Consider the following 23026-nt stretch of genomic DNA (forward strand, 5'->3'; position numbering starts at 1 on the left):
CGACCATGAGCCAACCCATTCGCGCCAACTCGATCCTCCCGGCTCACCGCGAGGACATCGAGTTGCAGACCGCTGACGGACTCACCCTCGTCGGCGAACTGGCCCGCCCGCTCGACCGCGAGCCCGTCGCCACCCTGGTCTGCCTGCATCCGCTGCCCACCCACGGCGGCATGATGGACAGCCACGTCTTCCGCAAGGCGGCGTGGCGGCTGCCCGCCCTGGCTGGCCTGGCCGTGCTGCGCTTCAACACCCGCGGCACGTCGAGCGTGCGCGGCACCAGCGAGGGCTCGTTCTCGAAGGGCGTCGACGAGAAGTACGACGTGGCCGCCGCGATCGAGTACGCCGAGTTCGCCGACCTGCCCAACATCTGGCTGGTCGGCTGGTCGTTCGGCACCGACCTCACGCTGATGCACGGGCTCGACCCGGCCGTGGCCGGCGCGATCCTGCTCTCGCCGCCGCTGCGCTTCTCGCAGCCGGAACACCTGGCCGCCTGGGCCGCCGAGGGCAAGCCGCTGACCGCGATCGTGCCCGAGTTCGACGACTATCTGCGCCCGGCCGAGGCCAAGGAGCGGTTCGCCGCCGTGCCGCAATGCGAGGTGCTGCCGGTGGACGGGGGCAAGCATCTGTGGGTCGGCGACGCCGAAACCGTCCTGGACGAGATCGTCCGCCGGGTCGCGCCGTCGGTCCCGGTTCCGCTGCCGCGCACGTGGGACGGTCCGATGGAAACGGGCGACATGAACGCGTACGCCGACCGCACGACCTCGGCCTTCAGCAATGTGCCGATGCCGGACCGGAACTAACGGGCTTCCTGGCTGGGCACGATCACCTCGCGCATGATCAGCTGGACGGCGGCCACCATCGGGATCGCCACCAGCGCGCCGATGACGCCGAAGAGCGCGACGCCGAGCAGGGCGGCGACCACGGCCGCGACGTCGCTGACCTTCACCGAGCGGCGCATCACGTTCGGATAGATCAGGTAGTTCTCGATCTGCTGGTAGAGGACAAAGAAGATGGCACAGACGATGCCGTCGGTCAGCGACGAGGCGAAGCCGACCAGGCTGACGACGATCGCGCCCAGCGTGGCGCCGATCTGCGGGATCAGGTCGGTGACGGCGACGACCACGGCCAGCGCGAACGGGTAGGCCAGGCCGAGGATCACGGCCAGGAGCCAGGTGCTGGCCCCGGCGAGCACGGCGATCGAGATCGCCCCGACCATGTACGCGCCGACCTTGGTCAGGATCTCGTCGGTGAGCAGCCGCACCCGCACCCGACGCGAGGCCGGCACGAGCGAGTAGCCGGTCTCGCGGATGCGGTCGAACGAGGCCATGAAATAGATCGTCAGCACCAGCACGGCGAGCAGGTTGAAGACCGTGCCGGCCAGCATGCGGCCCACGCCGACCACACCGCCGACGGCGTTGCCGACCGTGCCCGCGTTGAGCGCGCTGCTCACCCGGTTGACGATGTCGTACCGCTGGACCAGTTCGTTGACCGTCTCGCTGCGCTGCAGGCTCCGTATGTAGCCGGGCACGTTCTGGATCAGCTCGGTGGTCTGGCTGATCAGAGGGGGGACCAGCGCGATGATGCCGCCCGCGAGCAGGCCGACGACGGCCAGCGCGACGATCGCCACGGCCAGTCCGCGCGGAAGGCCCCAGCTGCGCAGCCGGACGACGGCCGGGTTGAGCCCGATCGCCAGGAAGAGCGCGATGAAGATCAGGACCAGGATCGATCCCGCGTTGCGCAGACCCAGGAAGATCGCGTACGCCAGGATGATGCCCAGCCCGCCGAGCAGGCCGAGCAGGAACGGGTTGCGGCGGTCGAGCGGCGGCCCGGGACGGCCGAAGCGCCCCCGGAGGTGGTCTTCGGCGGGCCCGTCGAGCGTGTCGTCGTCCGGTTCCGGCGCCTCCACCGGCAGTTCTTCGTCGTTCGCCACCGGTTCCTCCACAAGGGTGGGTGCCGGTGGTTTCCACGCCGGCCGCACAGTCTCGGCGGCGACGTTATCGCACGCGTGCTCTATTCCGCTTCGGCACCCACGCGGGAGGCGGGCGGGACGGTCACCTTGGCGGACGCGCTGACCTTGCCCGGGGCGGCGGCGTGCTGGCCGGTCGGCTTGTCGGCCGCGTGGGCTCCGCCCGTGCCGGCGGTGTCGGCCTCGTCGTCGGCCAGCGGCTCGTCGTCGGGCGAGGCGGCGGCGGCCATGACCGCGGCCGCGGCCAGTTCGGCCACCCGCTTCGCCTCTCTCTGCACCTGACGGCGGACCTCGGCGGCGCGCCGTTCGGCGGCCTCGCCGTCCCGGGTGGCCTCGGCCACCCGGGACTGCGCGGTCTCGAGCTCCTTGCGGGTCGCGGCGAGGCGCTTCTCGACCTGCTCGGCCTCCGCGGCGCCGGCGCGGGCACGGCCCTGAGCGGCGGCCAGGTCGCGCTCGGCCTCGGCGACCTTGGCGCGGGCCGCCTCGAGCTCGCGGCCGGCCTCGGCGATCTTCTCCTGCTGGCCGGCGATCTCGTTGCGGGCTGCGGTGGCCTGTTCCTCGGAGCGGCGCAGCACCTCTTCGGCGTACCGGTCGGCCTCGCTGCGCAGATCGGCGCACTGTTTTTCGACGCCGGCGCGCATCTGGGCCAGTTCCTGGGCCGCGGCCTGGCGCTTCTGGGCGAGGTCGCGCTCGATGGCGGCGCTCTGCTCGGCGTGGGCGCGGTCGGCCGCGGCGCGCTGGCTGTTGATCTCTTGCTGGGTCTTGTCGCGCAGCGCCTTGATCTCTTGATCGGCCTGCATGCGGGTCGACTTCACGTAGCCGTCGGCCTCGGCGCGGGCCCGCATGGCCTGCTGCGCGGTCTGGTCGGTGAGGTGCTGGGCGTCGGCGCGGGCCCGGGCCAGCGTGTTCTCGGCCTCGGCGCGCATCTGTTCGGCCGACTGGCGGGCCGCGGCCAGCGCCTTCTCGGAGGCGGCGCGCTTGGCCGCGTCGGCCCGCTCCTCCTCGGCGCGGCGGGCGGCCAGCGCGATCTCGAAGTCGCGGATGCCGTTGTGGGCGTGGGCCTCGGCCTCGGCCCGCACCCGCTCGGCCTCGGCCAGGCGGCCCGCGATGTCGTCGGTGGCGGACGCCTTGATCGCCTCGGCCTGTTCCTCGGCCAGCGCGAGGATCTGCTCGACCCGGGGGCCCAGGTGGCGGAACGAGACCTCGGCGCCCAGGCCGTTCTGCTTGCGGACCTGCACGACCTCTTGCTGGAGGCGCTCGATCTGGGCGTTCATGGCCTGCATCTGCGAGTACGCCTGCTCGCGCTCGGCCGCCAGTGCGGCGATCTCGTTCTCGGCCCGCGTGACGTACCGCTCGACCTGCTTCTTCTCATAGCCCCGGAGGGCGATGTCGAAGCTGGGTTCGGTTGCTGCGTCTCCGCCCAGACCAAGAATTTCCCCGCCGTGCGACATGCTGTCCATCCTCACATACGCATCGCCCGGCCTCGGGGGGATACACACCCACCGAGCGGCATATGCGCCTAGTTGTGATTTGTCTGACCCCGACTTGCCCACATCGGGCTATGCCCGAAACGAGTGAGGCCGTATCGGAGAAACTCCGATACGGCCCGCATCGATGTCCGGCGACCCGGGCGCCACTCACGGTCGCGCACCCGAAAGAAGGTGGCAACCGCCGGCGCTCCGGCTCGCGGTTCAGGAATTCGTCTTCGCCGGCACCTGCTTGTTGTCGGTCTCGGCCGGCTTGGGGCCCTCGGGACCGCGCGGGGCGGGCGTGGCCTCGGCCGCCTTGGCCACCGCCTCGGCCGCCTTGGCCGGCCCGACGCCCGGCACCAGGCCGGAGAGGCCGGAGAGCATCTGGCCGAGCTGGTTGGTGACCGCGTCCTTCTGGCGGGTCAGGTCTTCGACCTCGCGGCGGGCGGCCTGGGTGGTGAGCTCGGCCTCGGTGCGGGCCTCGCTGAGCTGGCGCTGCGCTTCGGCCCGGGCCTCGCTGATGGTCTTCTCGGCCAGGGCGCGGGCCTTCTCGGTGGTCTCGGCGGCGTTGCGCTCCGACTCGATGCGGCGCTGCTCGGCGCGCTGCGAGATCTCCTTGGAGCGGTCCTCGGCGGCGCGGGCCCGTTCCTCGGCCTCGGCCACCATCTTCTGGGTGGCGTTGACCTGAGCGGCGTGGCGCTGCGATTCCTCGCGCTCGGCCTTCTCGCGGCGTTCGGCGATCTCGAGCGCGAGGGCCTGCAGGTCTTTGTCGCGCTTGTCGCGGGCGTCGGTCAGCAACTTGGTCGCCTCGGCGCGCTTCTCCTCGGCCTCGCGGGAGGCCTTGGCCCGCTGCTGGGTGATCTCGCGCTCGGCGGTCGCCCGCAGCGACGCGACCTCGCGCTCGACCGTCGACTTGAGCTCGGCGACCTCGTGCGAGGTGACCGTGCGCAGCTGCTTGGTCTCGCGGTCGGCGTCGGAGCGCAGCGTGTCGGCCTCGCGGCGGGCCTGCACCCGGGCCTCGGCCGCCTCACGCTCGGCGTGGGTGCGCACCTGGCCGGCCTCGCGCTCGGCGGTGGCCTTCATCGCGGCGGCCTCGGCCCGCGCCTTGTCGGTGATCTCACGGGCCTCGAGGCGGGCGGCGGAGAGGATGCCCTCGGACTCTCGCTTCGCCTCGCTCCGGTGGTCGTTGGCCTGTTCCTCGGCCAGCCGCAGGATCTGCTCGACCCGGGTGCCCAGCCCGGAGAGCGTCGGCCGGTTGTTCTCCTCCAGCAGTTTGTTGCTGTCGGCCAGCTTCTGTTCGACCGCGTTCAGCCGCTGCTCGGCCTGGCGCAGCCGGCGCTGGGCGTCGTTCATCCGTTGCTCGGCCTCGCCACGGGCCTGCTCGGACTGGTTGAGCGCGGCGACGATGCGGCCCAGGTGGGCGTCCACCTGCCCGCGGTCGTACCCGCGGAGCACCACGGTGAAGTCGTGCTGAGAGTTCGCGGTGTCGAAGAACGCCAAATTCTGATCCTGCTGCTGGGGCATTGGGCCATCCTGGCGAAGACGCACGAGCCACGCAAGACCGGACGTGCATCGGAAAAGACACGTAGATCAGCTTTGAGCAGGCCCGCGACCCACAGGTCCCCCGTTCGGCCGGAGCACTCCGCCCGGGCGGCGGGCCCGGTTCGGCCCGTCGTCACCTGCTGTATCCAGGGGTTACCGGAGCACCGTCGAGCGAGGACCGGCGACGCGGCCCGCTCTGTCCCGAGATCCTGCCAGGACGCCGCCCCCACGTCAGGATGATTCACCCTTTAGGCGTACGAACCCCGGCAGGCTCCACCAACTCCACCAGAACACCCCCGGCGTCCTTCGGGTGCACGAAGTTGATCCGCGACCCGGCGGTGCCCCGGCGCGGGGTGTCGTACAGCAGGCGCAGACCACGAGCGCGCAGTGCGGCCGACGCAGCCTCCACATCGGCCACGGTGTAGGCCAGCTGCTGCAGGCCGGGGCCGCTGCGGTCGAGGAACTTGGCGATCGCCGAGTCGGGCCGCGCCGGGGCGAGCAGCTGCAGGCGGGGGCCGGCGTCGTCGCCGACCGCCAGCATCGCTTCCCGTACGCCTTGCTCCTCGTTCGTCTCCTCGTGCACGCACCGCAGGCCGAAGGTGTCGGCATAGAAGGCCATCGCCGCGTCGAGGTCGGCCACCGCGATGCCGACATGATCGACGCGCAACAGCCCTACCTCGCCGGATGTGAGATTCTCGGGGGAAGTGGCACTAGGTGGAAGCTCGGTCATCCTATTAGTCTTGCCTAAACGGCCGTTAAGGCCAGCGAGGGGTCCCCCCTTTGTCCGCCTCGGCAGATCGGAAGCGAAGACCGTGGTCAGCTCGGTGATCGTGAGCGGCGCCCGCACCCCCATGGGCCGCTTGCTCGGCAATCTCAAGAACCTGCCGGCCACGACGCTCGGCGGCTACGCGATCGAGGCGGCCCTGGAGCGCGGCGGCGTGCGGCCCGATCAGGTGCAGTACGTCATCATGGGCCAGGTGCTGCAGGCCGGCGGCGGCCAGATCACGGCCCGGCAGGCGGCCGTCGCGGCCGGCATCCCGATGACCACCCCGGCCCTCACCGTCAACAAGGTCTGCCTCTCCGGCCTCGACGCCATCGCGCTGGCCGACCAGCTGATCCGGGCCGGCGAGTTCGACATCGTCGTCGCGGGCGGCATGGAGTCGATGACCAACGCGCCCCACCTGCTGATGACCCAGCGTCAGGGCATCAAGTTCGGCGACGTGCTGGTGCGCGACCACACGGCGTACGACGGCCTGATCGACCCCTGGGACGGCACCTCGATGGGCGAGTCCACCGAGCGCAGCGGGGCCGACCTCGGCATCACCCGGGCCGAGCAGGACGCGTTCGCCGCGCTCAGCCACCGCCGGGCGGCCGCCGCGCAGCGCGAGGGCCGCTTCGCCGAAGAGATCGTTCCGGTCCGGGCCGGTCAGCGGGCCGACGACCCGGTGGTCGACACCGACGAGGGCGTGCGGCCCGACGCGACGGCCGAGTCGCTGTCCAAGCTGCGGCCGGCGTTCACGCCCGACGGCACGATCACCGCCGGCAGCTCGTCGCCGATCTCGGACGGCGCGGCCGCGGTCGTGGTCATGAGCAAGGAAAAGGCCGAGGAGCTCGGACTGAGCTGGCTGGCCGAGATCGTCGCGCACGGGAACGTGGCCGGGCCCGACAACTCGTTGCAGTCGCAGCCGGCCAACGCCATCCGGCACGCGCTCGACAAGAAGGGCCTGAGCGTCACCGACCTCGACCTGATCGAGATGAACGAGGCGTTCGCCCAGGTGGTGCTGCAGTCCATGCGCGAGCTCAAGGTCGACGAGGACATCGTCAACGTCAACGGCGGGGCGATCGCGCTGGGTCACCCGATCGGCATGTCCGGCGCCCGGCTGGTGCTGACCCTGGCTCTGGAGCTGCAGCGTCGCGGCGGCGTCTACGGCGCGGCCGGTCTGTGCGGCGGCGGCGGGCAGGGTGACGCGCTGATCATCAAGGCGCCTTCGGCGTGAGGCCCCGGCACGACGTCGGCGCGCTGGTCGCGAAGGCGCGCGACGGCGACGCGCGCTCGGTGGCGCGGCTGATCACCCTGGTCGAGAACGGCGATCCGGCGCTGCCCGAGGTGGCCGCGGCCCTGGCTCCGTACGCGGGCCGAGCTCAGGTCGTCGGTCTCACCGGCGCGCCCGGGGTGGGCAAGTCGACCACCACCAACGAGCTGGTGCGGGCCCTGCGCGCGACCGGCGTCCGGGTCGGGGTGCTCGCGGTCGACCCGTCCAGCCCGTTCACCGGCGGCGCGATCCTGGGCGACCGCATCCGGATGCAGGACCACACCACCGATCCCGGCGTCTACATCCGCTCGATGTCCAGCCGTGGGCAGCTGGGCGGCCTCTCGGCGGCGACACCCCAGGCCGTACGCGTTCTGGAGGGCGCCGGCTGCGAGGTGATCCTGGTCGAGACGGTCGGGGTCGGCCAGGCCGAGGTCGAGATCGCCTCGCTCGCCGACACGACGCTGGTGCTGCTCGCGCCGGGCATGGGCGACGCCATCCAGGCGGTCAAGGCCGGCGTGCTCGAGGTGGCCGACGTCTTCGTCATCAACAAGGCCGACCGCCCCGGCGCCGACGCCACCTACCGCGACATCCAGGGCATGCTCGGCCTCGGCGAGCGCGCCCCGGGCGACTGGCGGCCCCTGGTGGTGCGGGCGACGGCCGTCCAGGGCGAGGGCATCGACGACATCGTGGCCGCGATCGGCAAGCACCGGGCCTGGATGGAGACGGGCGGCGCGCTGCAGGCGAGCCGCGAGCGCCGGGCCGCGGTCGAGATCGAGGCGATCGCTCTGGGCACGCTGCGCGCCCGCATCGGCGACCTGCGCGAGGGCACGGCGCTGAGCACGCTCGCGACGGCGGTCGCGACGGGGCAACTCGACCCCTACGCGGCCGCCGACGAGCTGATCAAGGGCCTCTGAGGCCTAAACCAGCACGTCCAGAGCGTGGTAGAGACGCGACGTGGTGGTGTCGATCTGGGCGAGGCGCGCCGCCGGCAGGCCCGAGGTCAGCGCGACCCGGCGCTCGGCCGCGGCCCGGGTCAGCAGCATGCCGACCTGGGACGAGGTGCGGTCGATCACGGCCTGACGGACCAGCTGGTCGAACGGGTCGGCCTCGGCCGCCGGCGTGCCGGTGCGGGTCGTCTTGGCGGTCATCGTGGCCGTGCGCACCGCGGTGGCAGCGTCACGGGCCAGGCTCTCGGCGTAGGCGGCGGTCGGCTGCACCGCGGCCACCGCGGTCACCGCGGGCGTGTTCACCTGGGTGGCGACCGGGGCGGCCTCGGCCGGCTTCGCCGCCGACGCGAGGACCGTCGACTGCAGCACCGTCGACTGCAACAGAGGGTGAAGATAGGTGGCGGTGGTGCCGCCCACACGGGGGAACGTGACGGGGTCGATCATGGTCCCCTCCCTTCGTGACGATGACGTGTTCCCAGCTTAGGGCGTTGCTGAGCGGTTGCCGACCGGGTGAACGGCGGTATCGGCCGTCCGCCGATTGCTACGGAAAGTGACCGAAAAACTCTCAAGCCACGCGGTGGTCGAGGATCCAGGCCTGGGGGTCGCCCTTGCGATAAGCCAACTTCATGAACAGCGGGAACACGGCATCGCGGATCGCGGCCCCGACCGGTCCGGCCGTCTTGCCGCTGCCGTTGCGCCGGCCGACCGCGACGATCCGCTCGACCCGGCGGCGCCGGCGCTGCTCGTAGGCGGCCAGCCCGTCGGCCGGGTCGGTGCGGCCGTCCAGGCAGAGCCCGAGCGTGACGGCGTCCTCGAAGGCCATGGAGGCGCCCTGGCCGGCCGAGGGGGCGACCGCGTGGGCAGCGTCGCCGATCAGCACCGCCCGCCGGGTGCGCCAGACCGGTACGCGCCGCAGGTCGTCGGTGTTCCACGGGCCTAGCACGTCGGGGGTGGCCCGGATGATGGCAGCGGCCGGGGTGGCGTCGTCGGCGAACAGGCCGATCAGGAAGGCGCGCCACGACTCCGGGGTGAACTCGCCCGGCCGCACCGGCTGCTTGCGCGGCGGGTTGGCGAACCACCACACCGAGCCGTCGGGCGCCGTGGCCCAGCCGAAGAACGCCCGCCTGCCGAACGCCATGTGAACCATGCCCGGCTCCTGCCCGGCGGCCGCCGCGACCGGCCCGTCGGTGAAGCCGCCCGCGTTCAGCAGGCCCAGGTATTGCGGGGCCGGCCCGCTGGGGTCGAGCAGTTCCCGCGTACGCGATCGGATCCCGTCCGCCCCGACCAGCAGCTCACCCTCGGCGCCCGACCCGTCGGCGAACGTGACCGTCACCCCGCCCGGCCCCTCGGTGAAGTCGCGCAGGCCCCTGCCGTACTCGATCGGGATGCCCCGCTCGGTGGCCGCCGAGCGCAGTGCCGCATAGAGGTCGGCCCGCTTGATCGTGGTGGTCGTCGTGCCGTCCGCAGCCGGGCCGCCCAGGGGCAGCACGGCCAGCCGGCGGCCGGCGCCGTTGAGCATGGTCAACGCCGGGGTCGGGAAGCCGGTCGCGGTGACGACGGCCGGGTCGAGGTCGAGGGCGCGCAGGGCGGACAGGCCGTTGACGGCCACGGTGAGCCAGGCGCCCTGCTCATCGGCGCCGGGAGAGCGCGCCTCGAAGATGCGGGGCGCCCAGCCGGCTTTGTGCAGGGCCAAGGCGGCGACGGCGCCGGCGATGCCGCCGCCGGCGATCAGAGCGATGGGCTTAGTCATGCAATGACTATCCATCTCATGACTATGATGGGTCAACCCCTTAGGCTTGCTCGGTGGCAACCTCCGAACCGCGGCGCTCGACGCTGGGCATGCTGCTGCTGGCGCTGCTCATGGAGGCGCCCATGCACCCGTACCGGATGCAGCAGATGATCAAGGAGAGAGGCCAGGACCAGCTGGTCAACGTGGCCCAGCGCAACAGCGTCTACCAGGCGCTCGACCGCCTGGAGCGCGACGGCTTGGCCCGCCGGGCGAGCACTGCCCGCGAGGCCGGCCGGCCCGAGCGCACGGTGTACGAGATCACCGACGAGGGCGCGGCGACCATGAAGCGCTGGCTCGCGAGCGCGCTGCCGACGCCGGCCCGCGAGTTCCCCGAGTTCCCGGCCGCGCTGGCCTTCCTGGCCGTGATGCCGCCGGGCGAGGTGCGCGAGCTGCTCGGCCGCCGCGCCGAGGTGCTGACGGCCAAGGTCGCGGCCATCCGCGACCAGGCCCCGCCGGGTATGCCGCGGCTGTTCCTGATCGAGGACGAATACCGCGTGGCCATGCTGACGGCGGAGATCTCGTGGCTGCGCTCGGTGACGGCCGACCTCGACTCCGGCGCGCTGACCTGGGACCTCCGGATGATCCAGGAGACGCTGCAGCGGTTCGGCGAACTTTGACCTTAGCGATCGTTCAGGAATGCCCATAGGATGTCGGGCATGGACGCAGCCGACATCGCCGCCGGACGGGAGCGCTGGCAGCGGCGCTACGACGCCGCGCGCAAGCGGGACGCCGACTTCACGACCCTCTCCGGCGCGACGGTCGAGCCGGTCTACGGCCCACCCGCCGGGGCCGGCTATCCGGGGTTCGACCGCATCGGCTGGCCGGGCGAGTTCCCGTACACCCGGGGCCTCTACCCGACCGGCTATCGGGGGCGCACGTGGACGATCCGGCAGTTCGCCGGCTTCGGCAACGCGCGGCAGACCAACGAGCGTTACAAGATGATCCTGGCCGCGGGCGGGGGCGGGCTGAGCGTCGCGTTCGACATGCCGACCCTGATGGGGCGCGACTCCGACGACCCGCAGTCGGCCGGCGAGGTCGGGCACTGCGGCGTCGCGATCGACTCGGCGGCCGACATGGACGTGCTCTTCGACGGCATCGACCTCGAGCGGACCACCACCAGCATGACCATCTCGGGGCCGGCCGTGCCGATCTTCTGCATGTACCTGGTGGCGGCCGAGCGGCAGGGGGCCGACCTGCACAAGCTCGACGGCACGCTGCAGACCGACATCTTCAAGGAATACATCGCGCAGAAGGAATGGCTCTTCCAGCCCGAGCCGCACCTGCGCCTGATCGGCGACCTGATGGAATATTGCGCCCGCGAGATCCCGCGCTACAAGCCATTGTCGGTCAGCGGCTATCACATCCGGGAGGCCGGCTCGACTGCCGCTCAGGAGCTGGCGTACACGCTGGCCGACGGGTTCGGCTACGTCGAGCTGGGCCTGTCCCGGGGGCTCGACGTCAACCAGTTCGCGCCCGGGCTCAGCTTCTTCTTCGACGCCCACATCGACTTCTTCGAAGAGATCGCCAAGTTCCGGGCGGCCCGCCGCATCTGGGCCCGCCACCTGCGCGACGACTACGGCGCGACCAGTGAGAAGGCGCTGTGGCTGAAGTTCCACACGCAGACGGCCGGGGTCTCGCTGACCGCGCAGCAGCCGGTCAACAACGTGGTGCGTACGGCGGTGGAGGCGCTCGCCGCCGTGCTGGGCGGCACCAACTCGCTGCACACCAACGCGCTCGACGAGACACTGGCCCTGCCCACCGACGAGTCGGCGGAGATCGCCCTGCGCACGCAGCAGGTGCTGATGGAGGAGACCGGCGTGATCAATGTGGCCGACCCGCTCGGCGGGTCGTGGTACCTGGAGGAGCTGACCGACCGCATCGAGGCCGAGGCGGAGGAGATCTTCGCCCGCATCCGGGAGCTGGGCGAGGACGGCACCATTACCGCGGGCATCCTGCGCGGCATCGAGGACGGGTGGTTCACCGCCCACATCGCCGAGGCGGCGTTCGTCTACCAGCAGGCTGTCGAGAAGGGCGAGAAGCGCACCGTCGGCGTCAACGCCCACACCGGCACGGTGGCCAAGGAGCTCGAGATCATGCGGGTGTCGCACGAGGTCGAGATCGAACAGAACCGGGCGCTCGGCACGCGGCGGAGCGGGCGGGATCCCGTACGCGTGAAGGCCGCTCTCGACCGCATGATCGAGGCCGCCCGCTCCGGCGACAACATGATTCCCGCCATGCTCGACGCCGCCCGCGCCGAGGCGACGCTGGGCGAGATCTGCGACGCGCTCAAGGACGAGTGGGGGATCTATCGCGAGCCCGCCCGGTTCTAATGGGATGAATGGGCCCGTTTCCCGCAGGTCGGCGGCCGGGTCTTGCTTATCCGCGGGCCGCCGTCGAGGATCATCGGAACATGCTCCTGTGACGTCCGATATCAGCTGCACCGCGGCGCGGCGGAGCGCCTCGTCAGCGTGCGAGACTAGGTAACCATGAGCGACCCACGGACCACTCCGTCGATCTTCACCCGCGGCGCGGTCGATCTCAGCGCGCTGCGTGCCCCGGCCCCGGCTCAGTCCCCGGCGGCCGACGTCCCCAGCAGGGCCGACGACGGCCCGTCCGGCCCCATCCCCGGCGGTCTGCCCGGCGGCATCGCCCCCGAGACGATCATCGACGTCACCGAGGCCAACTTCCAGACCGTGCTCGAGCGCTCGCTGAGCACTCCGATCGTCCTGGACTTCTGGGCCGACTGGTGCGAGCCGTGCAAGCAGCTGTCGCCCATCCTGGAACGGCTCGCGCAGGCCGGTGGCGGCTCCTGGGTCCTCGGCAAGATCGACGTGGACCAGAACCCGGGCCTGGCGCAGGTGTTCCAGGTGCAGGGCATCCCGATGGTGGCCGCGCTGGTCGGCGGCCGTCCGGTGCAGGGCTTCAGCGGCGTGCTGCCCGAGAATCAGGTCAAGCAGTACATCGACGCGGTGCTCAAGGCCGGCGGCGTCTCGGTCGAGGAACCGGCCGACCCCCGCCTCGACGCGGCCGACGACGCGCTGATGGTCGGCGACCTCGACGAGGCCGAGGCGGCCTACCGCAAGATCCTGGCCGAGCACCCGACCGACGCCGCCGCCGAGTCCGGCCTGGCCCAGGTCGAGCTCTACCGTCGCATCACCGGCGCCGACCCGGCCACCGCGGTGGCCAAGGCCGACGCCGCGCCCGACGACCTCGACGCCCAGCGGCTCGCCGCCGACATCGAGGTGCTCAGCGGCGAGGCCGAGAAGGCGTACGCCCGGCTCGTGGCCCTGGTCAAGCGCACCTCGGGCGACGACCGTGAGGCTGTCCGCAAGCACCTGCTCTCGCTGTTCAGCGTGGCCGGCCCCGACGATCCCGCGGTGGCCGGAGCCCGACGCGCCCTGGCCAGCGCCCTCTTCTAGCCAGGGAGCCGCCCCGTGCGCCGCATAGCCGTCCTCGACGCACCGTCCAATCTCGGTCTGCGCCCGCCGACCGTGACGTCGGTGCCGGGGTGCGCCAAGGCGCCCGGGGCCCTGCGCGACCACGGGCTGCTGACCAAGCTCAACGCCCGCGACGCCGGCTGCCTGACCCCGCCCCGCTACGACGCCGGGGACTGGCGGCCGGGCGACGGCGTGGCCATGGCTTCGCAGATCGCGGCCTACTCGCGGGCGCTGGCCGACCGCATCGGCGCCATCCTCGACGCGGGCGAGTTCCCGGTCGTGCTCGGCGGCGACTGCTCGATCGTGCTCGGCTCCGGCCTGGCCATGCACCGCCTGGGCGAGGCGGTGGGCGGCCGCATCGGCCTGGTCTTCGTCGACGGCCACTCCGACTTCCGCCACCCCGGCAACGCCTCCTATGTGGGCGCGGCCGCCGGTGAGGATCTGGCATTGGTGACCGGCCGGGGCCAGGCCGACCTCGCCGCCATCGAGGGTCGCCGGCCCTACTTCCGGGACATCGACGTCGTGGTCATGGGCATCCGGGCCCAGGACGAATACCGCCTTGACCTGCAGGCCGCGGGCATCGTCACCCGCCCGGTGCCGGCCCTGAGGGCCGAGGGCGCCGCGCGCAGCGCCCAGTGGGCCCGCGACCAGCTGGTCGACTGCGCGGGCTACTGGGTGCACGTCGACGTGGACGTGCTCGACCCCGCCGTGATGCCGGCCGTCGACGCCCCGTCCCCGGGCGGCATCGCCTTCCCCGAGCTCGAGATCCTGCTGGCCGGCCTGGTCGAGAGCCCGCACTGCCTCGGCGTCGAGATCACCGTCTTCGACCCCGACTACGACCCCGACGGCGCCTACGCGGAAGAGATCGTCACCGCTGTGACGGCCGGCCTGGCCGCCGCCCACACGGTGACCCCGCGCCCCGACCTGATCGCCGCCCGGGCCGACCTCAACCGCCCCGAGGGAGCATCGGCTCCGGCCGCGGTGCTGGGCTTCCCGGCCCGCTTCGCCGCCGCCGCTCCGGCCGAAGAGGGCCCGGATCCGGCTTCCGGCCCCGGCTCCGATTTCGCTTCCGATCTCGCCTCCAGCGGGGTCGAAGAGCGTCCGGAGGACACCGCCGACGATCGGACTGTGCCCGAAGACGAGCGGGAGCCCGCCGAGGATTCCCGGCGGGAGTCTGTCGGCGGCCTCAACCGGCCGCGGCTGGCGGATCGCCTGAACAGCCTGGACCTGACGGCCGGCTTCAAGCGACCGGAGCGGGCGGCCGGCTTGAACCGTCCCGAGCCGGGCGGTTTGCGCGGTGCTGAGCCGGGTGGCTTGCGAGGTGCTGAGTCGAGTGGTCGGAGTGGATCTGCGACCGAGGGCTTCAATCGCTCGGCCCTGGACGAGCCCGGGGACGCCGAACCGGCTGACCTGAACCGTTCTGAGCTGGGCGGTCTGGATCGCTCCGCGCCCGGCGGGATGGACCGTTCCGAACCTGATGGGCCGGACACCTCGACATCGGACGGTCCGGATCGCTCCGGTGGGGTGGAGCGCTCTGAGTCCGCTGAGCTGGAAGACGCTGGGCCGGGTGAGTCGGACCACACCGAGTCGGCTGGTTCCGGTCACTTCGGGCTGGGTGGCTTGGACCGGGCCGGGCTGACTCCGGGGCTCGATCGTGCCGGGCTTGCCGCGGGCTTGAGGCGTTCCGGCCCTCCGACCGGTCTCAACCGCCCGGAGCCGAAAGCCCGCCCGCTCTCCGTCGTAGCCGACGACGAGGACGCCACCGGCCGCGAAGCCCACGAACGCGAATGGGAGCGCCGACGTGCCGCCGGGACGGCCGGAAGCGTGTCCCTCGCCGCAGCCGGCATGTCGGACGGCCTTCCCGAGGCCCCCGAAGAGGTCGCCATCCCCGCCACCACGCTCCTAGGCGTCCAGGAGGGGGACGACCTCCCCGCCGAGCAGCCTGGCGGAGACCTCTCTGCCGAGCAGCCTGGCGGAGACCTCCTCGCCGAGCAGGCTGGAGGAACGGACGCGCGCTGGGAGGCCGACGACGAGGACGACAAGTTCGCGCAGGCCCGCGACGGAGACGAAGACCATTCCCGGACCAGCGGTGACTACGAGGAGACCGGGCGGGCCGACTTCGACGGCGTGGAGTCCGCCCACGCTGACCCCGACGATCCGGAACCCGCGCAGCTTGACGCCGAGGGCGAGCAGTTCCGGCGGAGTGACGCGGACCTCGCGCAAGACCATGCCGAGGACGAGCAGCTCGCGCCGGTCGGCGACGAAATCCCGAATGCCACGCCAAGCGACGAAGCCGACCTCGAAGCTCCGGATTCGCCGGTAGAGGCGGACGAGACCACCGCGAGTTCCGACGAAGAGCCATCCGGCGCCGACGTCAACCGTCGGGTGGCGCGCCCGCTCGGTCAGGCCCCGCTGCTCGACTCCGAGCCGCTGCCCGCGACCCGGCCCGGCATGCTGCGGCCCCGAGCCCCGGAAGAGCGCGACAGCTTCTCGCTCCCGGTCCAGCGGCCCGCTTTCGAGCTCGGCTCCGACGAACCGGCCGACATCGTCTGACCAGGCGGATTTCGCCGGATCAGGCGGACGGTCGGCTCGTGCCCAAAGCGTTCCACTACCGACTTCGCCGGACCGGGCGGACGTCGGTCGGTTCGTGCAGGGAGCGTTCCGCCTACCGACATCGCCTGGCCGGCCGGCCGGCCAGGCGGACGTCGGTCGGTCTGCGGTGCGCGCTCAGCCGGGGTCGGTCAGTTCTTGGCCAGGTTCTGCAGGAAGCGTTCAACCACGGGCACCGCCGCCTCGGAGCCTGCGCCACCCTTCTGGATCATGACGGCGAAGGCGACGTCGCCCTGGTAGCCGATGAACCACGAGTGCGTCTCCTCGGTGCCCTCGCTGAACTCGGCGGTGCCGGTCTTGCCGTGTACCGCGCCGCCGGGGGCGTCGCGCAGGGCGGTGCCGGTGCCGGCTGTGACCACCTCGCGCATCATTTTGCGGAGGGCGGTCACCGCAGCCGCGTCGAGCTTCTGGCCGTCAGCGGCGGGGGCGGCGGGGGCCGGGTCGAGCACCAGGCGGGGCTGCTTGAACTGGCCCCGGGCGATCGCTGCGGTCGCGCCGGCCATGGCCAGCGGGCTGACCGCCGTCGCGCCCTGGCCGAAGGTGGCCGCGGCCAGTTCGGTGGGGGTGTCGGCGGGGGAGAGCTTGCCGCTGAACGCCTCGACGCCCAGGTCCCACTTGCCGCCGATGCCCAGCGCCTCGGAGGCGGCGCGCAGGCCGTCGGCGCCCAGCTTGGGGGCCAGGCCGACGAACGCGGTGTTGCACGACTGGGCGAAGTCGACGTGGAAGGGGACCGAGCCGAGCGCCTCGTCGTGCGAGTTCTTGAACTGGCGGCCGGCCACCGCGGCTGTCTTGGGGCAGGCGACCGTGGTGTCGGCCGTTGCCACCTTCTTCTGCAGGATGCCGTACGCCGAGACCGCCTTCCAGGTCGAGCCGGGCGCCACCTGGCCGGTGAGGGCGGTGTTGACCGTGCCGCCGTCGGGGCCGTTGGCCACCGCGAGCACCGAGCCGTCGCTGACCTTGACGGCCACCAGCGAGCTGGCCTGCTTCTGGATCGTGAGCGCCTGGTCGGCGGCGAGCTGCGTCTTGACGTCCAGGGTGGTCTTGACCGCCTTCCCGGGCACCGGCTTGGCGCTGAACAGCTCGGCCTCCCCGTTGACGACCGAGACCCCGGCCGTGCCGCGCAGCGCGGCGTCGTACTTCTGCTGGAGGCCGCCGTGCCCGACGGTGTCGCCCTGGACGAGTGTCTGCGGGTTCTTCTCGAGGTCTTCGGCGGTCGCCTCGTCGACGGTGCCGAGCAGTGCCCGGGCGAACGAGCGGGACGGCGCGAGCGGGCGCTGCTGCTTGTTGAAGACCGTGCCGTCGAGCGCCTGCAACCCGGGGCGGATCTTGTTGTAGTCGGGTTCGCGCAGCGTGATCAGCTCGAGGAAGGAGGTCGGCTGGGCGTTCTTGATGCGGTCGGCAAGATTGGCGGTGTCGACCGTGACGCCGATCTTCTTGAACTGGGCGGCCAGGCCGGCGCGCAGCTTGGCCAGGTCGGTGACCTTCTGCGGCTCGACGCCGACGGTGATGACCGTGCGCGGGGTGACGATGGGTTTTCCGGCGGCGTCGAGGATGCTGGCCCGGGGCGCCGACAACCGCTTCAGGCCCAGCTTGTCGCCGCTGTCGAGCTCGCTGTGCAGGATCGCCGGCTCCCAGACGACCCGCCACCCGTCGGTGTTGCGCTTGGTCAGCCGGACGGTGCTCGAGTACGACCACTTCACGTCGCCCGGCAGCGTCCAGTCGACCTTGACGGCGCTGGTCGCGTCGTCGCCGGTGGTCTTGGGCTCGCCCTCGGCGGTGACGGTGAGCGGCTGCTTGGCGAGGTCGCCCGAGACGGTCCTGATCTGTTCGAGCACCTCGGGGGCGGCGATCTTGCCACCGTCGGCGCCGACGAAGCCGACCTTGCTCAGGTCGCCGCCGCGCCAGCCGGCCAGGAAGTCGTCGAGCGTGCCGTCGGGGCCGTCGCCCGAACACGCCGCGAGAACGCCGGTCATCAGCGCCAATGTGGCGGCTGCCGCGGTTGCGCGGAGCACGGACCGGTACGGACCGCGGTGCATGGGAACCCCTTTCGCCGGGTACGGGCGGATCGTAGGTGACGGTAGTGAACGAATGCACGTTCCGCTGACCCGAACCCGCCGGGTCAGGTCGGATCTGCCGCCCAACGGATCGTTCGGACCGCGCCTGTCCTAGTGCGTCATGCGGCGTTCTAGGCTGTCCTCGACACGTTCGAACCCACAGTGTCGTGGGTGAGGGGAGCACCAGAGCCATGGCTGTCGCCGACGAGGCAGCATCCGAATCCGATGCTGACCAGGATCTCATCGCCGGGCCCGGCCTGGCCCTGACCGGCCGTCTCGGCGCCAGCGCCGAGGAGGGTGAGCTCGACGAGACGCTCCCCAACGGGGAACGGCTGATCTCCCAGGCCGTCGAGGTGGCCGGCGACGACCACGGCACCGCCCAGCTGGTCGGGCGTTTCTGGCGGTTCGCGCCCGACGAGGAACTCGTGGGCCTGACCCCGCAGGAGATGCACGACGCCGCGATCAGCCACCGTGAACTGGCCGCGACCCGTCTGCCGGGGGAGCTGAAGCTCGCGATCACGGCGCCGACCGGGTCGCAGTGCCACAGCATCCTGCAGATCGTCACCGACGACATGCCGTTCCTGGTCGACTCGGTGATCTCCCTGCTCTCCGCCCACCAGCAGCAGGTCCACCTGCTGGTACACCCGTTGATCGTGGTGCGCCGGGAACCGCTGGGCGCGCTGGCCGAGCTCGCCGCCGACGTCGAGCCCGACGACGCGATCGACGGCGATCTGGTCGAGAGCTGGATCCGGATCGAGATCGACCCGATCCGCAACGCCGAGGCGCGGGAGCAGCTGCTCAACGAGGTGCGCCGGGTGCTGACCGACGTGCGTGACGCGGTCGAGGACTGGCCGCGCATGCGCCAGCGGGCGCTGGTGATCGCCGACGAGCTGGCCGCCCACCGTGGATCCGAGCGCGGGCTGCCGGTGCCCGACAAGGACGTGACGGACTCGATCGAGCTGCTCAAGTGGCTCGCGCACGACCACTTCACGTTCCTGGGCTATCGGGAGTACCGCCTCGAGGGGGACGTGCTCACCGGCGTACCCGGAACCGGTCTGGGAATTCTGCGGGGCGACAGCAAGCCCCGCAAGCTGGCCACGATGACCGACGAGGCCTTCCAGCGCGCACTCGAGAAGCGGCTGCTGGTCATCACGAAGGCCAACTCGCGGGCCACCGTGCACCGGTCGGCCTATCTGGACTACATCGGCGTCAAGGTGTTCGACGACGCCGGCGAGGTGATCGGCGAGCGCCGGTTCCTGGGCCTGTTCAGCTCGTCGGCCTACCGCACCAGCGTGCGCGAGCTGCCGGTGGTCCGGCGCAAGGTGCGCGAGGTGCTCGACCGGTCCGGTCTGTCGCCCCGCGGCCACTCCGGCAAGGATCTACTGCAGATCCTCGAGACCTATCCGCGTGACGAGCTGTTCCAGATCAAGACCGATGACCTGTACGAGGCGGTGATCGGCGTCCTGCGGATGGCCGGGCGCCGTCAGCTGCGCCTGTTCCTGCGCCGCGACGGCTACGGCCGGTTCATCTCGTGCCTGATCTACCTGCCGCGCGACCGCTTCACCACCGGCAACCGGCTGCGCATGCAAGAGATCCTGCTGCGCGAGCTGAACGGCGTCGGCGTCGACTACACGACCCGGGTCACCGAGCGGATGCTGGCGCGGGTGCACTTCATCGTGCGTACGGATCCGGCCGACCCGCCCGGCCAGGTCGACCCGAACGCGCTGGCCGAGATGCTGGCCGACGCCACCCGCATGTGGGACGACGACTTCCAGCTGGTGCTCGAGCGCAAGCTGGGCGAGGAGTCGGCGCGTGACCTGTTCGCCCGCTACTCGGCGGCGTACCCCGAGAGCTACAAGGACGGCCACACCCCGTACGAGGGGATGCAGGACCTGGCCAAGCTCGAGCTCCTCGAGGAGGAGGGGCAGCTCGAGATGCACCTCTACCGCAAGCGCCGGCTCGGCCATGACGGCGCGCCCGAGCCCGACGACCACGACGTCCGGTTCAAGGTCTACCGCTACGGCGAGCCGATGCTGCTGTCGGCGGTACTGCCCGTGCTGCACTCGCTGGGTGTCCAGGTGGTCGACGAGCGGCCGTACGAGATCCGCCGCAGCGACGGCCAGATCTACCTCTACGACTTCGGTTTGCAGCCGCCGGAATCACACCGCGAGCTGGCCGAGGTGCGTCCGCAGGTCGAGAACGCGTTCGCGGCCGCCTGGCGGGGCGAGGCCGAGGTCGACGGTTTCAACGAGCTCGTGCTGCGGGCCGGGCTCACCTGGCGTCAGGTCGTGGTGCTGCGGGCGTACGCGAAATATCAGCGCCAGGCCGGGTCGGTGTTCTCGCAGCGGTATCTCGAATCGACGTTCATCGCCTACCCCGAGATCGCGCGGCTCCTGGTGACCCTGTTCGAGACGCGGTTCTCGCCGCGGCTCGAGGCCGGCGAGGCGGAACGCGGGCGGCTCGCCGAGGAACTGGTCGAGCGCGTCACCCGGCTGCTCGACGACGTCGAGAGCCTCGACCAGGACAGGATCCTGCGCTCGTACCTGACCCTGATCCAGGCGACCCTGCGCACCAGCTTCTTCCAGCGCGGGGCCGACGGGCGGCCCAAGTCGTACGTGGCCTTCAAGCTCGACCCGCAGGCGATCCCCGACCTGCCGCAGCCGCGGCCGAAGTACGAGATCTTCGTCTACTCGCCCCGGTTCGAGGGCGTGCACCTGCGCTTCGGCGCGGTCGCCCGGGGCGGTCTGCGCTGGTCCGACCGGCGCGAGGATTTCCGCACCGAGGTGCTCGGCCTGGTCAAGGCGCAGGAGGTCAAGAACGCGGTGATCGTGCCGGTCGGCGCCAAGGGCGGCTTCGTGCTGAAGCAGAAGCCGGGCGACCGCGACGAGGCCGTGGAGTGCTACAAGCGCTTCATCACGGCCCTGCTCGACGTCACCGACAACATCCTCAGCGGCAAGATCGTGCCGCCGCGCGACGTGGTGCGCCACGACGGCGACGACCCCTATCTGGTAGTCGCGGCCGACAAGGGCACGGCGACGTTCAGCGACATCGCCAACGAGATCTCGGTGGCGAAGGACTTCTGGCTCGGTGACGCGTTCGCCAGCGGCGGCTCGGCCGGCTACGACCACAAGAAAATGGGCATCACCGCCCGCGGCGCGTGGGAATCGGTCAAGAAGCACTTCCGCGACCTGGGCCTGGACACCCAGACCGAAGAGTTCACTGTGGTCGGTGTGGGTGACATGTCGGGCGACGTGTTCGGCAACGGGATGCTGCTCTCGTCACACATCCGCCTGGTCGGCGCGTTCGACCACCGGCACATCTTCCTCGATCCCAACCCGTCGGCGGCCGAGTCGTTCGCCGAGCGGAAGCGTCTGTTCGACCTGCCGCGCTCGTCGTGGGACGACTACGACCGGTCGCTGATCAGCCCGGGCGGGGGCATCTACCCGCGTACGGCGAAGTCGATCCCGGTCTCGCCCGAGGTGCGCGCGGCGCTCGACCTGGGCGAGGCCACCACGATCAGCCCGGCCGAGCTGATGCGGGCGATCCTGCGGGCGCCGGTCGACCTGCTGTTCAACGGCGGCATCGGCACCTACGTCAAGGCCGCGACCGAGACCCACGCCGAGGTCGGCGACAAGACGAACGACACGATCCGGATCAACGGCCGTGATCTGCGCGTACGGGTGGTGGGCGAGGGCGGCAACCTCGGGCTCACCCAGCGCGGGCGCATCGAGTTCGCGCGGGCCGGTGGGCGGGTGTTCACCGACTTCATCGACAACTCGGCCGGTGTGGACTGCTCCGACCACGAGGTCAACATCAAGATCCTGCTCGGCGGCGCGGTCGCCGACGGCGAGATGACCCGGCCGGAACGCGACCAGCTGCTGGCCGCGATGACCGACGAGGTGGCCACGCTCGTCCTGCGCGACAACTACGAGCAGGCCACGGCGCTGGGCAACGCCCGGGCCCAGGCCCACTCGCTGCTGCCGGTGCACCGGCGGATGCTCAACGAGCTGGAGGCGAGCGGCCGGCTCAACCGCGAGCTGGAGGCGCTGCCGACCGACGCGGAACTGGCCGCCCGCCACGAGACGGGCGACGGGCTCACCGCACCGGAGTTCGCGGTCCTGCTGGCGTACGTCAAGATCAGTCTCGAACGCGAGGTGCTGGCCGACGAGATCGTGGACGAGGCGTGGACCAACGACGTGTTGTCCCGCTACTTCCCGACGCCGCTGCGCGAGCGGTGTGCGGGCCGCATGACCGGCCACCGGCTGCGCCGCGAGATCATCACGACGGCACTGGTCAACGAGGTGGTCAACCGGGGTGGCACGTCGTTCGTCTTCCGCGCGATGGAAGAGAGCGGCGCGTCGGCGGCCGACGTGATCCGGGCCTTCACGGTGATCCGCGAGGCGTACGGGCTGGCCGACATCTGGGCCGCGGCCGAGGGCCTCGACAACCGCGTGCCGACCGAGGCCCAGACCCTGGTCTTCCTCGAATCGCGCCGGCTGCTCGACCGGGCGGTGCGCTGGCTGGTGAGCACCCGGCGCTCACCGATCGACGTGGCCGCCGAGGTCGGCAAGCTGCGCGAGGGCGTGCAGTCCCTGCTGCCGCAGCTGCCGTCGGTGCTGCTCGGCACCGAGCGCCGGTCGATGGACGAGCACATCGCCACCATGGTCGACCGGGGTGTGCCGATGGAGCTGGCCGAGCGGGTGACGTGGTGCAACTACGGCTTCGGCCTGCTCGACATCCTGGAGACGGGCGCGCTGACCGGCAAGGCGCCGCTCGAGGTGGCGAACGTCTACTTCAGCCTGTCCGAGCGCTTCCACATCGACCAGCTGCTGTCGCACATCTCCCGCCTGCCGCGCGGCGACCGCTGGCAGACCCTGGCCCGCATGGCGTTGCGTTACGACCTGTACGCGGCTTTGGCCGCCCTGACGGCCGAGGTGCTCCAATCGACCCCGTCCGACGCCTCGGCCGACGAGCGCGTCTCCGAATGGGAACGCGTCAACGCGGCATCGATCGCTCGTGCCGCCAACGCGATGGGCAGCGTGGCCGACACCCCGGCCGAGCTGGCCGCCCTGTCGGTCCTGCTCCGCCAGATCCGCACGCTGGTGAAAACCTCAGCGGCCTGACGAGAGGGTGGGGCCGTCCGCGGGCGGCTCCACCCCGAGCACCGACTCGGTGCGGC

Annotated in this window: 14 protein-coding genes and 1 pseudogene; 8 read left to right on the top strand and 7 right to left on the bottom strand. The window is 71.5% G+C overall.

Going from position 1 to position 23026, the window contains the following annotated elements:
• Positions 1 to 5 precede the first annotated feature (5 nt).
• A complete protein-coding gene (locus KXC43_RS10950; protein ID WP_221375872.1) occupies positions 6 to 800 on the top strand; it encodes an alpha/beta hydrolase in 795 nt (264 codons plus the stop codon).
• Here the strand turns inward: KXC43_RS10950 and KXC43_RS10955 are convergent.
• The 4 genes from KXC43_RS10955 to mce form a co-directional block, all read right to left on the bottom strand.
• Complete coding sequence (locus KXC43_RS10955; RefSeq protein WP_438870870.1) at positions 797 to 1978, bottom strand: AI-2E family transporter; 1182 nt, start codon at positions 1976 to 1978, stop codon at positions 797 to 799. The genes KXC43_RS10950 and KXC43_RS10955 overlap by 4 nt on opposite strands.
• A gap of 32 nt (positions 1979 to 2010) precedes the next feature.
• Positions 2011 to 3417, bottom strand: a complete 1407-nt coding sequence (locus KXC43_RS10960; protein WP_221375873.1) for a coiled-coil domain-containing protein — start codon at positions 3415 to 3417, stop codon at positions 2011 to 2013.
• A gap of 240 nt (positions 3418 to 3657) precedes the next feature.
• On the bottom strand, positions 3658 to 4959 hold the full coding sequence (locus tag KXC43_RS10965; RefSeq protein WP_221375874.1) for a DivIVA domain-containing protein: 1302 nt from the start codon (positions 4957 to 4959) through the stop codon (positions 3658 to 3660).
• A 259-nt stretch (positions 4960 to 5218) separates the two neighbouring features.
• Positions 5219 to 5707, bottom strand: a complete 489-nt coding sequence (mce, locus tag KXC43_RS10970; RefSeq protein WP_221375875.1) for a methylmalonyl-CoA epimerase — start codon at positions 5705 to 5707, stop codon at positions 5219 to 5221.
• Between the two features lie 82 nt (positions 5708 to 5789).
• Between mce and KXC43_RS10975 the strand changes: the two genes are divergently transcribed.
• Together KXC43_RS10975 and meaB are read left to right on the top strand one after the other, a co-directional pair.
• The gene (locus KXC43_RS10975) at positions 5790 to 6974 is read left to right on the top strand and encodes an acetyl-CoA C-acetyltransferase (RefSeq protein ID WP_221375876.1); all 1185 of its coding nucleotides are present in this window, start codon (positions 5790 to 5792) and stop codon (positions 6972 to 6974) included.
• Positions 6971 to 7924, top strand: coding sequence for a methylmalonyl Co-A mutase-associated GTPase MeaB (gene meaB / locus KXC43_RS10980; protein ID WP_221375877.1), 954 nt, complete (start codon positions 6971 to 6973; stop codon positions 7922 to 7924). The genes KXC43_RS10975 and meaB overlap by 4 nt, the downstream gene beginning before the upstream one ends.
• Before the next feature lie 3 nt (positions 7925 to 7927).
• Here meaB and KXC43_RS10985 read toward each other — a convergent pair whose 3' ends face one another.
• The gene (locus tag KXC43_RS10985) at positions 7928 to 8401 is read right to left on the bottom strand and encodes a hypothetical protein (protein WP_221375878.1); all 474 of its coding nucleotides are present in this window, start codon (positions 8399 to 8401) and stop codon (positions 7928 to 7930) included.
• A gap of 121 nt (positions 8402 to 8522) precedes the next feature.
• Entirely contained in the window at positions 8523 to 9707 is a 1185-nt protein-coding gene (locus KXC43_RS10990; RefSeq protein ID WP_221375879.1) for an FAD-dependent oxidoreductase, read from the bottom strand.
• Positions 9708 to 9760: 53 nt separating this feature from the next.
• On the opposite strand from KXC43_RS10990, the gene KXC43_RS10995 reads away from it, so the two are divergent.
• The 4 genes and pseudogenes from KXC43_RS10995 to KXC43_RS11010 form a co-directional block, all read left to right on the top strand.
• Positions 9761 to 10363: a PadR family transcriptional regulator gene (locus KXC43_RS10995; RefSeq protein ID WP_308129035.1), complete on the top strand. Its 603-nt coding sequence runs from the start codon at positions 9761 to 9763 to the stop codon at positions 10361 to 10363.
• A gap of 39 nt (positions 10364 to 10402) precedes the next feature.
• Positions 10403 to 12076: a coenzyme B12-dependent isobutyryl-CoA mutase large subunit gene (gene icmA / locus KXC43_RS11000; protein ID WP_221375880.1), complete on the top strand. Its 1674-nt coding sequence runs from the start codon at positions 10403 to 10405 to the stop codon at positions 12074 to 12076.
• 156 nt (positions 12077 to 12232) lie between these two features.
• On the top strand, positions 12233 to 13165 hold the full coding sequence (locus KXC43_RS11005; protein WP_221375881.1) for a tetratricopeptide repeat protein: 933 nt from the start codon (positions 12233 to 12235) through the stop codon (positions 13163 to 13165).
• A 15-nt stretch (positions 13166 to 13180) separates the two neighbouring features.
• Positions 13181 to 14380 (top strand): annotated as a pseudogene (locus KXC43_RS11010) (arginase family protein); the annotation flags it as partial.
• 1544 nt (positions 14381 to 15924) lie between these two features.
• Here KXC43_RS11010 and KXC43_RS11015 read toward each other — a convergent pair.
• Positions 15925 to 17766, bottom strand: coding sequence for a penicillin-binding transpeptidase domain-containing protein (locus KXC43_RS11015; RefSeq protein ID WP_255643826.1), 1842 nt, complete (start codon positions 17764 to 17766; stop codon positions 15925 to 15927).
• 272 nt (positions 17767 to 18038) lie between these two features.
• Here KXC43_RS11015 and KXC43_RS11020 point away from each other — a divergent pair, with 272 nt between their 5' ends.
• Positions 18039 to 22970 (top strand): NAD-glutamate dehydrogenase, encoded by a 4932-nt coding sequence (locus tag KXC43_RS11020; RefSeq protein WP_221375883.1) that lies wholly within the window; start codon positions 18039 to 18041, stop codon positions 22968 to 22970.
• Positions 22971 to 23026: the final 56 nt, after the last annotated feature.

Source organism: Paractinoplanes polyasparticus (genome assembly GCF_019710575.1).
In the GTDB taxonomy this organism is placed as follows: Bacteria; Actinomycetota; Actinomycetes; order Mycobacteriales; family Micromonosporaceae; genus Actinoplanes; species Actinoplanes polyasparticus.

Bases quoted from the DNA above. Each gene is read 5' to 3' on its own strand.
- KXC43_RS10950 (WP_221375872.1), top strand. From the start codon at position 6: ATGAGCCAACCCATTCGCGCCAACTCGATCCTCCCGGCTCACCGCGAG.
- KXC43_RS10960 (WP_221375873.1), bottom strand. From the start codon at position 3,417: ATGTCGCACGGCGGGGAAATTCTTGGTCTGGGCGGAGACGCAGCAACC.
- KXC43_RS10965 (WP_221375874.1), bottom strand. From the start codon at position 4,959: ATGCCCCAGCAGCAGGATCAGAATTTGGCGTTCTTCGACACCGCGAAC.
- mce (WP_221375875.1), bottom strand. From the start codon at position 5,707: ATGACCGAGCTTCCACCTAGTGCCACTTCCCCCGAGAATCTCACATCC.
- KXC43_RS10985 (WP_221375878.1), bottom strand. From the start codon at position 8,401: ATGATCGACCCCGTCACGTTCCCCCGTGTGGGCGGCACCACCGCCACC.
- KXC43_RS10990 (WP_221375879.1), bottom strand. From the start codon at position 9,707: ATGACTAAGCCCATCGCTCTGATCGCCGGCGGCGGCATCGCCGGCGCC.
- icmA (WP_221375880.1), top strand. From the start codon at position 10,403: ATGGACGCAGCCGACATCGCCGCCGGACGGGAGCGCTGGCAGCGGCGC.
- KXC43_RS11005 (WP_221375881.1), top strand. From the start codon at position 12,233: ATGAGCGACCCACGGACCACTCCGTCGATCTTCACCCGCGGCGCGGTC.
- KXC43_RS11015 (WP_255643826.1), bottom strand. From the start codon at position 17,766: ATGACCGGCGTTCTCGCGGCGTGTTCGGGCGACGGCCCCGACGGCACG.
- KXC43_RS11020 (WP_221375883.1), top strand. From the start codon at position 18,039: ATGGCTGTCGCCGACGAGGCAGCATCCGAATCCGATGCTGACCAGGAT.